The following is a 13090-nucleotide window of genomic DNA, read 5'->3' on the forward strand; positions in this document are numbered from 1 at the left end:
TCCTGCGGAAGTGCAGGTTCCTGCACAAGCGCAGGTTCCCGTTCCCGGGGAACTACAGGCGGGCGACCCCGTCGGCACGAGCCTGGGCGGCCACGGCGGCGGTCACCGCGGGCGCCACACGCGCGTCGAACGGGCTGGGGATCACGTAGTCGGCCCTGACGTCCGCACCCACCACGTCGGCGAGCGCGACGGCCGCCGCGACCTTCATGTTCTCGGTGATCGTGGTGGCCCGTACGTCGAGCGCGCCGCGGAAGACGCCGGGGAAGGCCAGCACGTTGTTGATCTGGTTGGGGAAGTCGGAGCGGCCGGTCGCGACCACCTTGGCGTACTTCGCGGCCACCTCGGGATGCACCTCGGGGGTGGGGTTGGACAGGGCGAACACGATCGAGTCCGCGGCCATCGAGGCGATGGCCGCCTCCGACACCGTCGAGCCGGACAGGCCGAGGAAGACGTCGGCGCCCGCCAGGGCCTCCTCGGTCGAGCCCTTGTGGCCCGCCTTGTTGGTGTCGCGGGCCAGGGCCTGCTTGACCGGGTTGAGCCCTTCCCTGCCGTCGTAGATCATGCCCTTGGAGTCGGCGACCGCGATGTCGCCGATGCCGCCCTCCAGGAGGATCCGGGTGACCGCGACCCCGGACGCGCCGGCTCCGGCCACCACGGCGCGCAGGTCGCCCAGGGAGCGGCCGGTCAGCCGGGCCGCGTTGGTCAGCGCGGCGAGGGCCACGATGGCGGTGCCGTGCTGGTCGTCGTGGAAGACGGGGATGTCGAGCAGGTCCCGCAGCCGGTCTTCGACCTCGAAGCAGCGGGGCGCGCTGATGTCCTCCAGGTTGATGCCGCCGAACGAGGGCGCCAGTCGTACGACAGTCTCCACCAGGGCGTCGACGTCGGTGCAGTCGAGGCAGATCGGGACCGCGTCGACGCCCCCGAACTCCTTGAACAGCAGCGCCTTGCCCTCCATCACGGGCATGGCGGCCGCCGGGCCGATGTCGCCGAGGCCGAGCACGGCCGTGCCGTCGGAGACGACGGCGACCACGTTGGAGACCCAGGTGTAGTCGTTGACGAGTGACGGCGTGTCGGCGATCGCGGTGCAGACGCGGGCGACCCCGGGGGTGTAGGCAAGGGAAAGGTCGTCGGCGTTGCGGACGGGGATGGTGGATCGGACCTCGAGCTTGCCGCCGCGATGCAACGCGAAGGCGGGATCGAGATCGAGGGATTCAACGGAAGCGGGTGTGGTAGTCACAGCGACCCCAGTAGTCATCGGACGGAAGAGACCTTCGGCAGACGGCGCGAGAGGCCTGGCTTCGGTAGCCGCCAGGTGCCCCTCCTCGATCGTCTCGTAAGAGGGGTTACGGGGGTCACCCGTCGCTCCATAGTGCCACATGCTGAGATGGGGTCTGTCTCAGGACCGACTCCGTTCTGTTGACGCATTGTTAATTCTCAGATGACGGTCTGCAGCAAAAGGCCATTTAAACTTCACAAAAACCAACTTTCCTTACATATCACTCGAGGAGGCCCGCACATGGCCCTCTGGCCCAGGACGCGCCGTGGCTACACCACCGGTGCGCTCGCCTTGACCGCCGCTCTGGCGCTGTCCGCCTGCGGCAGCACCTCGCAGACGGGCGCCAGCCCTTCGTCCTCCGGACCCGCCACGGCGGCGGGCGGAGTACAGCTGGTCGCCCCCGGAAAGCTGACCACCTGCACCAACCTGCCGTACCCGCCGTTCCAGTCCAAGGACGCCAGCGGCAAGGTCGTCGGGTTCGACGTGGACATGATCGACCTGGCCGCCAAGAAGCTGGGCGTGACGCAGGACATCGTGGACATCGACTTCGACTCGATCAAGGGCGGTGCCGCGCTCAGCGCCGGCAAGTGCGACGTCGCCGCCGCCGGCATGACGATCACCGAGGACCGCAAGCAGCACCTCGACTTCTCCAACCCCTACTTCGACGAAGTGCTCGGCCTGGTGACCAAGAAGGGCGCCGGCGTGCCCGACCTCGAGACCGCCAAGTCCAAGGGCCTGAGCGTCGGCGTGCAGGCCGGTACGACCAGCCTCACGCTCGCCAAGAGCAAGGGCATCGAGGCCAAGGAGTTCAAGGACTCCGGCAAGCTGCTGCTCGCGCTGCAGTCCGGCCAGGTCGACATGGTGATCCAGGACCTGCCGGTCGTCGTCGACTGGATGAAGAAGCCGAACGTCAACTCCGCCTATGAGCTGTCCGGCCAGGTGCCGACCCACGCCCAGTACGGCTTCGCCGTCAAGAAGGGCAACGCCGCGCTGCTCAAGGTCATCAACGAGTCCCTGGCCGAGGCCATCAAGGACGGCACCTGGACCAAGGAGTACCAGGAGTGGATGGGCGCCGCGCCCGTCACGACCCCGACGCCCACCTCCTGATCATGACGACCACGCCGACCACGGCTGAGCCCGCGAAAAGCGGGCTCAGCCCCCGCCAGCGCCGTCGCGTCAGCCTCGCCATCCAGTACGCCGTCTTCGCCCTCGTCCTCATCGCGGTGATCCTGCTCGCGGACTGGCCGAAGATCTTCGAGAACTTCCTGAACGGCAAGGTCGCCGCGGGGATGTTCCCCACGCTGTTCACGGTCGCGTTGAAGAACACCCTGATCTTCACCGTGGCCGGCTATGTGATCGGCTTCGCGCTCGGTCTCGTGCTGGCGCTGATGCGGTTGTCCTCGGTGGTCCCCTACCGGGTGGTCGCCCTCGTCTACATCGAGATCTTCCGCGGCCTGCCCGCGCTGATCATCTTCCTGCTGCTCGGGTTCGGCCTGCCGATCGCCTTCCCCGGGTTCAAGCTCCCCGGCGACGTCTACGGTACGGTGGCGCTCGCGCTGGGCCTGGTGGCCGCGGCCTACATGGCCGAGTCGTTCCGCGCGGGCATCCAGGCGGTGCCCAAGGGGCAGATGGAGGCGGCCAGGTCGCTCGGCATGAAGCCGGGCCGGGCGATGCTGTCCATCATCCTGCCGCAGGCCATCAGGATCGTGATCCCGCCGCTGACCAACGAGCTGATCCTGCTGTTCAAGGACTCCTCACTGGTCTTCACGCTGGGCGTGACGGCGGCCACCACCGAGCTGACCAAGTTCGGCTCCGACACCACGATCGACCAGGCCAACAGCACGCCACTGATCGTGGCCGGCGCCACGTACCTGCTGATCACGATTCCGCTCGGGTTCGTGGTACGCCGCCTCGAAGCGCGCCAGGGGAGGAAACGGTGACGCACGCCGTAGAGATCAGGGAACTGCACAAGTACTTCGGCGACAACGAGGTGCTCAAGGGCATCGACTTCACCGTCGAATCCGGTCAGGTGGTCTGCGTCATCGGCCCTTCAGGCTCGGGCAAGTCGACGCTGCTGCGCTGCGTGAACGTGCTGGAGACGCCGACCAAGGGCCGGGTGTTCGTCAACGGCTTGGAGCTGACCCATCCCGACGCCGACATCGACGCGGCCCGGCGGCACGTCGGCATGGTGTTCCAGCAGTTCAACCTGTTCCCGCACCTGACCGCGCTGCAGAACGTGATGATCGCCCAGCAGCGGGTGCTGAACCGGAGCAAGAAGGAGGCCGAGATCGTCGCCAGGGAGAACCTGGCCAAGGTCGGTGTCGGCGACAAGTGCGACGAATATCCCGGCAAGCTCTCCGGCGGACAGCAGCAGCGGGTGGCCATCGCCAGGGCGCTGGCCATGAACCCGGACCTGATGCTCTTCGACGAGCCCACCTCGGCGCTGGACCCGGAGCTGGTCGGCGACGTGCTCGCCGTCATGCGGAAGCTGGCGGAGGAGGGCATGACCATGCTGGTGGTCACCCACGAGATGGGGTTCGCCCGCGAGGTGGCCGACCGCGTGGTGTTCATGGACGGCGGGGTGATCGTCGAGGAGGGGACACCCACCGAGGTGATCGGCGACCCGAAGCAGGAGCGGACCCGCTCCTTCCTCAGGCGCGTCCTGCACCCGGAGGGCTGACCTTCAGCGGGGCCTCCAAAGCGAGCCCCGCGGCCCCTGAGAGCCCATATGCGGGGCGTCCGAGGCTGGGCGCCCCGCGGCTCCGTGTAATACTCCGGCATGGACCTCACCTCTTACGCCGAGTGGGCGGTCCGGCTGGTGAACGATCCGCACCCCCCGCCGGAGCTCCTAGAGCTGCGTGACGAACTGGCGGCCGTGTTCGACGGGACCGGTGGCGAGCAGGCCGTCGTGGCGCGCCTGAACGCGCTGCTCGTGCGCCATCCGGTGCGCCCCCAACTGTCGGACCACGACGGGCAGCGCTGGCACCTCCACCTCGCTGTGGACGCGCACGGCACAGCCGCCGCCGGCGCCGTGATGGGCCTGGCCGCGCTCGTCGCCGAACTGGGTGCCGACCGGCTCGGCCGCTGCCAGGAGCCACGATGCCTGCGGGCCTTCCTCGACACCTCCTCCAACCGCTCGCGCCGCTACTGCTCCGCCCGGTGCGCCAGCAGGGCCAACGTCGCCGCCTACCGTGCCCGCCGCAGGAGCGGCCAGTAGCGCAGCACCACCCGGCCCACGATGTCGCTCACCGGGCCGAAGTCCCAGCTGTCGCGGCGCCCGCCGGCCCGCTGGTTGTCGCTCTCCAGCCACCAGCCGTCGTCGCCGTGCCATTGGGCCCGCTTGACGATGAGCCGCTCGGGCTCGCCCGGGAGCCGCGCCACGACCAGGTCGCCGGGACGCACCGCGGCGCCACGCCGTACGAGGAGCCAGTCGCCGGGCACCAGCGCGGGCCGCATCGAATCCCCCTCGACACGCACTCTCATGGGCTGTGACCCCCTCCGCCGCAGGCGTTTGGACCCGAGTAAGGTCGGTAGTTGGACCAAGCTGATTCAGCATCAAGGAAGGACTTTCTGATGCTCGCACGACTGCTACGACCCAAGCATGTCGCTTCCGCCCACTGCGACCTGCCCTGTGGGGTGTACGACCCCGCGCAGGCCCGGATCGAGGCGGAGTCGGTCAAGGCGATCATGGAGAAGTACGCGGCCAACGAGGACCCGATCTTCCGGGCCCGGGCGCTCTCCATCAAGGAGGAGCGGGCCGAGCTCGTCAAGCACCACCTGTGGGTGCTCTGGACCGACTACTTCAAGCCCCCGCACCTCGAGCAGTACCCCCAGCTTCACCAGCTCTTCTGGGAGGCCACGAAGCTCGCCGGCGCGGCAGGCGGCAAGGGCACGGTCGAGGTCGCCAAGGCCGAGGACCTTCTCGGCAAGATCGACGAAATCTCCAAGATCTTCTGGGAGACGAAGGCCGCCTAAATCGGCATAAAGGCTCTGTGCGGCGACCTTCCGTGCAGAGCCTTTTCGGTCGATGGCGAGTCTGATTCCGCCAACCACCTCCCGGGGGCGGTAAGTTGCAGTCAGCGCCGTATACGCGAGGAGGAACGTGACCGAGGAAACCGAGACGCGGGCTGAGGGCGTGGCCGGCATCCGCGACGTGGTGAGCATCAGGCTCCCGGCCGCGAGTGCCTACCTGTCCGTACTGCGTACGGCCACTGCCGGACTGGCCGCACGGCTCGACTTCACGCTGGACGAGATCGAGGATCTGCGGATCGCGGTCGACGAGGCGTGCGCGATGCTGCTGAGCGAGGCCGTGCCCGGGACCGATCTGACCGCCGAGTTCGAGCTGACCGGGCAGGAAATGCAGGTCAGGGTCGAGGTCGCGACGGTCGGCAGCTCCGCGCCAAAGCGGGACGACTTCGCCTGGATGGTCTTGACCGCCCTGGCAGACGATGTGGAAGCGGTGATCGACTCTCCCGATCGCATGGCGATCGTCCTGCGTAAGCGCCGAGGCACGGCGGGGCCGGCGTGACGGAAAGGACTGGAGCCATGGCCACCAGCGACCACGCCGTGCCCGACAGGGTGCGGGCCCGCATCCTCTTCGCCGAGCTGTCCGAGCTGGGGCCTGACGAGCCGCGTCGGCAGCGCATCAGGGACGAGCTGGTCGAGCTTCACCTTCCTCTGGTCGAATATCTGGCCCGCCGCTTCCGCAACCGGGGCGAGTGGCTCGACGACCTCACTCAGGTCGCCACCATCGGACTGATCAAGTCCATCGACCGCTTCGACCTCAACCGCGGCGTGGAGTTCTCCACCTACGCCACGCCCACGATCGTCGGCGAGATCAAGCGCCACTTCCGTGACAAGGGCTGGGCGGTGCGCGTGCCGCGCCGCCTGCAGGAGCTCAAGCTGTCGCTGACCAAGGCGATCAGCGAGCTGTCGCAGCGCGAGGGCCGCGCGCCGACCGTCGCGGAGCTGGCCGCCTTCCTCAAGATGACCGAGGAGGAGGTCCTCGAGGGCCTGGAGTCGGCCAATGCCTACTCCACCGTGTCCCTCGACGCGCCCGACTCCGGTGACGACGACGCGCCCGCCGTGTCCGACTCGCTGGGCATCGTGGACGAGTCGCTCGAAGGCGTCGAATACCGCGAGTCGCTCAAGCCGCTGCTCGAACGACTACCGCCCCGTGAGAAGCGCATCCTGCTGCTGCGCTTCTTCGGCAACATGACCCAGTCGCAGATCGCCACCGAGCTGGGCATCTCGCAGATGCACGTCTCACGGCTGCTGGCCCGCACGCTGGCCCAGCTGCGCGAGGGCCTGACCGCGGACGACTGACGCTGGACGACGACTAACCCTTCTGCGAGTCCTCGCCATATAGGGCGTGGGTGGTGGGGGGCGCGAGCAACGTGCCGAGGCCGGCGACGGCCACCACGATCAGCGGGATCCCATAGAGCGGCTTGTCCGACTGGATGAGCGTGATCGCGACGGGGAGCACGAAGATCTGGGCCAGCACGCTGGGCGATCTCCCCCATCGCTCCATCTTGTACAGGCCGCCCCGGGCCACCCAGACCAATCCCGCGCCGATCAGCACCCCGAACGCCGACTCGGCCAGCGCGCTGGTGATGTCCTCCGCCGCGCCGGCCAGCGTCTCCACCGCGACGTACAGACCGAGACCGAGCGCCACGAGGCCCTCCAGGGCGACGATGAGCGCGGCGGCGAGAAGTGTCCAAGGTCGGTTCACGCCCCAAACCCTATCGGTGCCCCTCGCCGCCTCCAGATTCCGACTAATGGCCGATAAGCCAGATATCGGGCACCGGCTAGTCTGAACGACATGCGAGCGATGCTCCTGGTCAACCCCAAGGCCACGACCACGAATGCCCGCCGGCGTGACGTACTGATCCGCGCGCTCGGCGCCGCCGTCGAGTTGACCGTGGAACAGACCCGGTACCGGGGCCACGCGGCCGCGCTGGCCACCACCGCGCACGCCAAGGGCTACGACGTGGTGGCCGTGCTGGGCGGCGACGGGACGATCAACGAGGCCGTGAACGGCCTGCTCAACGCCGTCAACGGCGACGACCCCGCGTACCAGGACGACCCCAGCGCCGGGCGGCCCGCGCTGATCGTCATCCCCGGGGGCAGCGCGAACGTGTTCGCCCGCGACCTGGGCCTGCCGAACGACCCGGTCGAGGCCACGGGCGCTGTGCTCGAGGCGCTGCGTGACGGCCGCCGCAGGACCGTGGGGTTGGGGCAAGCCCTTTGGGAGGATCAGAGCCGATATTTCACCTTCGGCGGTGGGATGGGGTACAACGCCGAGGTCATCCGGGCCGTCGAGGGGCTGCGCGGCACGGGCCGGAAGGCGACACCCACGCGTTACGTCAACACCGCGCTGCGCCATTACTTCGCCACTGACAAGCGCCACCCGGCGATGACGCTGAGCGGCCCCGGCATTCCGGCCGCCAAGGGCGTGTACATGGCGATCATCTCCAACACCTCGCCCTGGACCTACATCGGCACCCGGCCGGTCCTGCCCACGCCCTGGGCCGGCTTCGAGACCGGGCTCGACCTGCTGGGACTCCAAGAGATAGGCGTGACCTCGATACTTCCCGCCATCCGGCAGATCCTCACGGAGCGTGACACCCTTCCATCGGGCCGGCACCTCGTCCAGCTCCACGACGAGTCCGAGTTCACGCTCGCGGCAGACCGCCCTGTGGCCTTCGAGCTGGACGGCGACTACCTGGGGGAACGGGAATCAGTGACATTCCGCTCTATCCCGAACGCATTACAAGTTCTGGTCTAGCTGGTTACATTCGGTCATTGTGTGACGCATCCGACATCCATCCACGCCAAAACTTCCTACCAACCCTCTTGCGTGCACTCTCAGTGGCTGACAGGCTCAACTTTGACGTCGGAACGTAGGACCTTTAACAAGCCTTACCGGGTCCGCTCCGACGCTCAGCGGGCAACCCCGGTCCAACGCAGGATCCGGGTCGTTGCTCGCGCGAGTTAGTGAAACTCTTCACAAAGTAGTAGCCGCACGGAGCCGACCAGAGGTTCCATCTACTAAGGAGTGAAACGCATGGACTGGCGCCACCGAGCTGCCTGCCGTGACGTCGACCCCGAGCTGTTCTTCCCGATCGGCAACACCGGCCCGGCACTCATGCAGATCGAAGAGGCCAAGCAGGTGTGCCGCTCGTGTTCGGCGGTCGACCTGTGCTTGAAGTGGGCCCTTGAGTCCGGCCAGGACGCCGGCGTCTGGGGCGGCCTGAGCGAGGACGAGCGCAGGGCGTTGAAGCGCCGCAGCGCCCGTGCCCGCGCTCGCGCCTCCGCCTAGCCGAACCGCCCGACCTACAGCTCGTACGGCAGGCATCGCCCGGCCCCACCCGCCATCCGTGGTGGAGGGCCTCCAGGGAGACGCCCGCTGAACCCGCACGTGGCGGGCCGCCGACACGCGCGCCCGTGACAAGGCACGCCGTCAGGCGGCCGGCAGTGGGATGGAGAGCGTCACCTCTGTGCCGCCCTCCAGGCGAGGGGCGATCGAGAGCTTGCCCGAGAGCTCGCCGACCACGAGCGTGCGGACGATCTGCAGGCCCAGGCTCGTGGAATTGTCCAGCTCGAAGTCGTCGGGCAGACCCTGACCGTCGTCCCAGACGGTCACGTGCAGCCTGTCGGGAGTCGGTTCCACGACCACTTGCAGGTGTTTGGGGCGGCCGTGTTGCAAGGCGTTCTGGAGAAGTTCGGTGAGAGCCATCGCCAGAGGTGTGGCGATGAGCGACGGAAGGGTGCCGAAGCTGCCTATCCGTCGCGGGGTGACCGCCGCCTCCGCCGCCGACACCTCGCCCGCCATCGCGATCACGCGGTCGGCGATGTCGTCGAAGTCGACGAACTCCTCCGGCGCGTGAGAGAGCGTCTCGTGCACGATCGCGATCGAGCCGACCCGCCGCACCGCCTCCTCCAGGGCCTCCCGCCCCTCGGGCACGCGCAGGCGCCGCGCCTGGAGCCGGAGCAGGGCCGCCACCGTCTGCAGGTTGTTCTTGACCCGGTGGTGGATCTCGCGGATGGTCGCGTCCTTGGTCATCAGCTCACGTTCGCGGCGGCGCAGCTCCGTCACGTCACGGATGAGCACCAGCGCGCCGATGCGGCCGCCGCCGACGATCAGCGGGATCGCCCGGAGCTGCACGATCGTCCCGCCGGACTCGACCTCTGTCTCCTTGGCCGCGCGCCCGCTGGCCACGATCATCAGGTCCTCGTTGATCGGCTCGTCGGAGTAGCAGAGCGTGGCGGTCACCCGGCCCAGCTCGGCCCCGACCAGATCCGCGTGCAGACCGAGCCGCCGGTAGGCCGACAGCGCGTTCGGCGACGCGTACGTCACGCGCCCCGCCCGGTCCAGCCGCAGCAGGCCGTCGCCGACGCGCGGGGAGCGGACCAGGATCGGCTCCTCGCCGGAGAACGGGAAGCGTCCCTCGGCCACCATCTGCGCCAGGTCCGAGGCGCTCTGCAGGTAGGTGAGCTCCAGGCGCGACGGGGTGCGCGCCGAGGACAGGTTCGTGGAGCGCTGGATCACCGCGAGGAAGCGGGCCTCGCCGACGGGGACCGCCCGACGTACGGGGATGGTCTCCTCGCGGACGGGCACGCCCGTCGACCAGTCGGGGTCGCCTTCGCGGCAGATGCGCCGCTCGTTCCACGCCGTGTCGATCAGGTAGCGCTCGCCCTTGGCCGCGACGGTGCCGACGATGTCGTCGTGGTAGACGGTGGGCCCGGTGGTCGGGCGCATCTGCGCGATCGCGATCCAGCCGCCGCCCTCGCCCTGGAGCGGCGCCCACAGGATGAGGTCGGCGAACGACAGGTCGGCCAGCAGTTGCCAGTCGGAGACCAGCGAGTGCAGCCAGTCGAGGTCCGCCGCGTCGAGAGCGGTGTGGCGGACGACGAGGTCGCTGAGAGTCGGCACGAGTGCATCATGCGTGCTTTCCGCCGCAACAACCAAACCGGCGACCCGGCCCGCCCCTCCCGCCGGCGTGCTCACCGGGCCGCGAACACCGATGAACACGGGCGTGTCGCCGTGCGGTCAACCGCTGATTTTCGGGAATCTCACACTGTGAAAACCGTCACACTGTTCCGTTCGGTCGACCATCGGAGCGGGACCGTTCGGCGCGCAACGGAGGTGATCGACACGGTGCTCATCTTTGTCCCGACCTCGGCTACTGCCTCGGTTGCCGCCATACCTGCCACTGTGTATATCCTTCACAATCAACCTGAGCTGCCCGATCCGGCATGTATCACGGCGGGCGAGCCCGGTCTGACGACGAGCGCGCCTCTGCCTGTGTCGTGCCGGTGGTTGACCGCTCGGGCCAATCTGAGTTCCGATGATCTCGCGGTGATCAGACACGCCCTCACCGCCGTGGCAGAAGTGAAGGTGAGAGCGTGACGGACGACGGCCCTCGCGTACCGAAGTACTACGACGTGAAACGGAGCCTGCTCGAGCTCACCAAGAGCCTGCCTCCCGGCGCGGCGCTGCCTCCCGAGCGGGCGCTGGCCGTACGTTTCGAGACCTCGCGCACCACCGTCCGTCAGGCGCTGACCGAGCTGGTCGTCGAGGGGCGGCTGCTCCGCATCCAGGGCAAGGGCACCTTCGTGGCCCAGCCGAAGGTGGCGCAGGTGCTGCAGCTGACGTCCTACATCGGCGACCTGCGCACGGCCGGCCTGGAGCCCGACACCAAGATCCTGGAGATCGGCTACATCACCGCCGACGAGCCGCTCGCGCGGCGGCTGGCCATCAACCCGGGCGGGCGCGTCCTGCGCATCCACCGCCTGCGCCTGGCCAACGGGGAGCCCGTCTCGATAGACACCACTCACCTGTCGGCCCGCCGCTTCCCCAGGCTGCGGCGGGAGCTCGAGGTGCACGCGTCCCTGTACGAGACGCTGCACAACGCCTACAACGTCCGGCTCACCGACGCAGAGGAGATCATCGAGACCGTGCTCGCCACGCCCTATGACGCGAAGGCGCTCGGCGTGGACGTCGGGCTGCCGATGCTGCTCCTGACACGGCACGCCTTCGACGCCGACGGAAACCCGGTCGAGTGGGCGCAGTCGCTCTATCGCGGCGATCGGTACAAGTTCGTCACGCGCCTGCGCCGCCCGTGAGGGAGCCTCTTCAGCAGGCCGCCTTCGGCAGGTCGCAGACCTTCACCCTCATCCGCTCCGCCTGGGAGATGAGGCCCTTGAAGCGCTTGAGCGGCAGGCTCTTCCCCGGCCAGGCCGATCCGCCCACGACGTAGACGGTCGCGCCGTTCCGTACGACGACCGTCTGCTCACCGCTCTCGAAGAAGCTGCTGCCGGCCCGGAGAGCGTCGTCGCCCACCTTGAGGGGCTTGGTGTAGTAGTGATGGCGGTCGGGGCCCTTGCCGAAGTTCTTGCACCGGGCCAGATCCGCGCGCAGCCCCCGCATCGCCGTACGGGCGGCGGAGACGCTCTTGTAGACGACGAGCTGCTCGTACTTGATCGTGTCTTCCGAGCGGTAGTGGACGGTCCGGGTCGCCAGGCGGTCGGCGGCCGAGGCCGTGCGGCGCTCGCACGGGTTCAGCCGGAGCGGGAGGCTCTTCGACTCCGTCGTCTTGTAGGACTCCCACTTCTTGGCCGGTGGGTGGGTCTCCAGGAAGAGCATCCCGTCGGGCAGGGCGCCCGCCCCCATCGACATCGCCGCGGCGACTGCCACGGCTACCCCGATCTGTAACATCTGGACCTCCAGCTCATCCGTCACCACGTGAGACGGCCCGCAATACCGATTCGTTCAACTATTTCGGGACTTGCAGCCATCGCGGGGTGATGATGCAGGCATGGCAAAGGCGATCGAACAACCCGTTCCCGGCGTCACGGTCGGGCACGCTCTTCTCGGCCGCTCCAGAGGCGCGGCCCAGCCGGTGGACAAGATCGTGCATGACGGCGACACGATCAACATCGCGGCCGACGGCAACTTCGGCGTACGTCTGCTCGGTGTCGACGCTCCCGAAGTCAGCTTCGAGTTACCCCGCAACCCGAACTTCCCCGACTTCCCCAAGGGCTTCGTCGCCATCGACAAGCCCGCCTGGACGACCTTCCTCACCGACCCGTTCGAGAAGGGCTACCAGGAGCTCACGCTCCGCACGGCCCTGCACAACAACCTGCTGGGCAGGCTGGGCCCGGCGGCCGCGCCCAACCACGCCGCCCATGCCGCCCCGGCCACCCAGGCGCTCAAGACCATGATGCAGCTCGACATCACCGAGCAGGGCCTCACCGACGAGACGTTCAAGATCAGGCTGGCCTTCGCGTACGAGATCCTCGACCGGTACGGCAGGCTCCTCTGCTACGTCAACCGCGACCAGCGCGACAAGCCCCGCCCCGATCCGTACAACGAGCGACTGCTCGCGGCCGGGCACGTGATCCCCTACTTCATCTGGCCCAACGTCGATCCCTTCGTCCGCCAGGAGGGCCGGTTGGCCGATGCGGTGCCGGCGCCGGGCAGCGCCAGGACGGTCGCCGAAGCGGGGGCGCTGGGCCGGGCCAGGCAGGCCGTACGGCGGGCCCGTGAGGCGGGGCTGGGCCTCTGGGACCACGCGAACCCGCTCGCCCTGCTGCCGTTCGAGCTGCGCTTCCTGGCCCAGCGGCGGGCGCCCGACCGCTACGTGCTCGACCTGTCGGACAACGCCAGGGAGTTGCTGCACCCGCAGAGCTACTTCCGCATCCCCAACCCCGAGGACCGGCTGTTCGTCAACGCCGAGCACGCCCCGCTGTACAGAGAGAAGGGCTGGTCCGTCCCGCCGCTGTGAGGCCGGCCCCTCTTCGCCCGCGGGG

The 13090-nt window shown here is 68.5% G+C and carries 16 protein-coding genes; 11 read left to right on the plus strand and 5 right to left on the minus strand.

The genetic code is table 11. The annotated features are described in order from the left end of the window. Positions 1 to 52: 52 nt before the first annotated feature. Complete coding sequence (locus tag ACIBO2_RS16260) at positions 53 to 1255, minus strand: NADP-dependent malic enzyme (RefSeq protein ID WP_397297606.1); 1203 nt, start codon at positions 1253 to 1255, stop codon at positions 53 to 55. Between the two features lie 261 nt (positions 1256 to 1516). Here ACIBO2_RS16260 and ACIBO2_RS16265 point away from each other — a divergent pair, with 261 nt between their 5' ends. The 4 genes from ACIBO2_RS16265 (at position 1517) to ACIBO2_RS16280 (ending at position 4493) form a co-directional block, all read left to right on the plus strand. Next, a complete protein-coding gene (locus tag ACIBO2_RS16265) occupies positions 1517 to 2383 on the plus strand; it encodes an ABC transporter substrate-binding protein (protein ID WP_358557364.1) in 867 nt (288 codons plus the stop codon). Continuing rightward, on the plus strand, positions 2338 to 3216 hold the full coding sequence (locus ACIBO2_RS16270) for an amino acid ABC transporter permease (protein WP_358557367.1): 879 nt from the start codon (positions 2338 to 2340) through the stop codon (positions 3214 to 3216). Before ACIBO2_RS16265 ends, ACIBO2_RS16270 begins: the two co-directional genes overlap by 46 nt. Then, entirely contained in the window at positions 3213 to 3956 is a 744-nt protein-coding gene (locus ACIBO2_RS16275) for an amino acid ABC transporter ATP-binding protein (RefSeq protein ID WP_358557370.1), read from the plus strand. Before ACIBO2_RS16270 ends, ACIBO2_RS16275 begins: the two co-directional genes overlap by 4 nt. Positions 3957 to 4055: 99 nt before the next feature. Beyond that, positions 4056 to 4493: a CGNR zinc finger domain-containing protein gene (locus ACIBO2_RS16280; protein ID WP_358557373.1), complete on the plus strand. Its 438-nt coding sequence runs from the start codon at positions 4056 to 4058 to the stop codon at positions 4491 to 4493. Here the strand turns inward: ACIBO2_RS16280 and ACIBO2_RS16285 are convergent. After that, a complete protein-coding gene (locus ACIBO2_RS16285) occupies positions 4463 to 4819 on the minus strand; it encodes a S24 family peptidase (RefSeq protein ID WP_358557376.1) in 357 nt (118 codons plus the stop codon). The genes ACIBO2_RS16280 and ACIBO2_RS16285 overlap by 31 nt on opposite strands. 30 nt (positions 4820 to 4849) lie before the next feature. On the opposite strand from ACIBO2_RS16285, the gene sodN reads away from it, so the two are divergent. From sodN to ACIBO2_RS16300, 3 genes are all read left to right on the plus strand, one after another. Next, a complete protein-coding gene (sodN, locus tag ACIBO2_RS16290) occupies positions 4850 to 5251 on the plus strand; it encodes a superoxide dismutase, Ni (protein WP_219533868.1) in 402 nt (133 codons plus the stop codon). Between the two features lie 127 nt (positions 5252 to 5378). Then, complete coding sequence (locus ACIBO2_RS16295) at positions 5379 to 5804, plus strand: anti-sigma factor (RefSeq protein WP_358557379.1); 426 nt, start codon at positions 5379 to 5381, stop codon at positions 5802 to 5804. Positions 5805 to 5821: 17 nt separating this feature from the next. Beyond that, on the plus strand, positions 5822 to 6601 hold the full coding sequence (locus ACIBO2_RS16300) for an RNA polymerase sigma factor SigF (protein WP_358557382.1): 780 nt from the start codon (positions 5822 to 5824) through the stop codon (positions 6599 to 6601). 13 nt (positions 6602 to 6614) lie between these two features. Here the strand turns inward: ACIBO2_RS16300 and ACIBO2_RS16305 are convergent, their stop codons facing one another. Beyond that, positions 6615 to 7007 (minus strand): hypothetical protein, encoded by a 393-nt coding sequence (locus ACIBO2_RS16305; RefSeq protein WP_397297612.1) that lies wholly within the window; start codon positions 7005 to 7007, stop codon positions 6615 to 6617. A gap of 90 nt (positions 7008 to 7097) precedes the next feature. Between ACIBO2_RS16305 and ACIBO2_RS16310 the strand changes: the two genes are divergently transcribed. Beyond that, on the plus strand, positions 7098 to 8063 hold the full coding sequence (locus tag ACIBO2_RS16310; protein ID WP_357949595.1) for a diacylglycerol kinase family protein: 966 nt from the start codon (positions 7098 to 7100) through the stop codon (positions 8061 to 8063). A gap of 279 nt (positions 8064 to 8342) precedes the next feature. Next, complete coding sequence (locus ACIBO2_RS16315; RefSeq protein ID WP_225301850.1) at positions 8343 to 8597, plus strand: WhiB family transcriptional regulator; 255 nt, start codon at positions 8343 to 8345, stop codon at positions 8595 to 8597. A gap of 141 nt (positions 8598 to 8738) precedes the next feature. Here ACIBO2_RS16315 and ACIBO2_RS16320 read toward each other — a convergent pair whose 3' ends face one another. After that, positions 8739 to 10211 (minus strand): PAS domain-containing sensor histidine kinase, encoded by a 1473-nt coding sequence (locus ACIBO2_RS16320; RefSeq protein WP_225301849.1) that lies wholly within the window; start codon positions 10209 to 10211, stop codon positions 8739 to 8741. 473 nt (positions 10212 to 10684) lie between these two features. Here ACIBO2_RS16320 and ACIBO2_RS16325 point away from each other — a divergent pair, with 473 nt between their 5' ends. Next, positions 10685 to 11404 carry a GntR family transcriptional regulator gene (locus ACIBO2_RS16325; RefSeq protein ID WP_358557384.1) on the plus strand — a complete coding sequence of 240 codons (720 nt, stop codon included), beginning with the start codon at positions 10685 to 10687 and terminating at the stop codon, positions 11402 to 11404. Between the two features lie 10 nt (positions 11405 to 11414). Here the strand turns inward: ACIBO2_RS16325 and ACIBO2_RS16330 are convergent, their stop codons facing one another. After that, complete coding sequence (locus tag ACIBO2_RS16330; RefSeq protein WP_358557387.1) at positions 11415 to 11996, minus strand: hypothetical protein; 582 nt, start codon at positions 11994 to 11996, stop codon at positions 11415 to 11417. A 100-nt stretch (positions 11997 to 12096) separates the two neighbouring features. Here ACIBO2_RS16330 and ACIBO2_RS16335 point away from each other — a divergent pair, with 100 nt between their 5' ends. Next, positions 12097 to 13065, plus strand: a complete 969-nt coding sequence (locus ACIBO2_RS16335; RefSeq protein ID WP_358557389.1) for a hypothetical protein — start codon at positions 12097 to 12099, stop codon at positions 13063 to 13065. Positions 13066 to 13090 lie beyond the last annotated feature (25 nt).

It is taken from the genome of Nonomuraea sp. NPDC050022, assembly GCF_044460705.1.
Taxonomy (GTDB): domain Bacteria; phylum Actinomycetota; class Actinomycetes; order Streptosporangiales; family Streptosporangiaceae; genus Nonomuraea.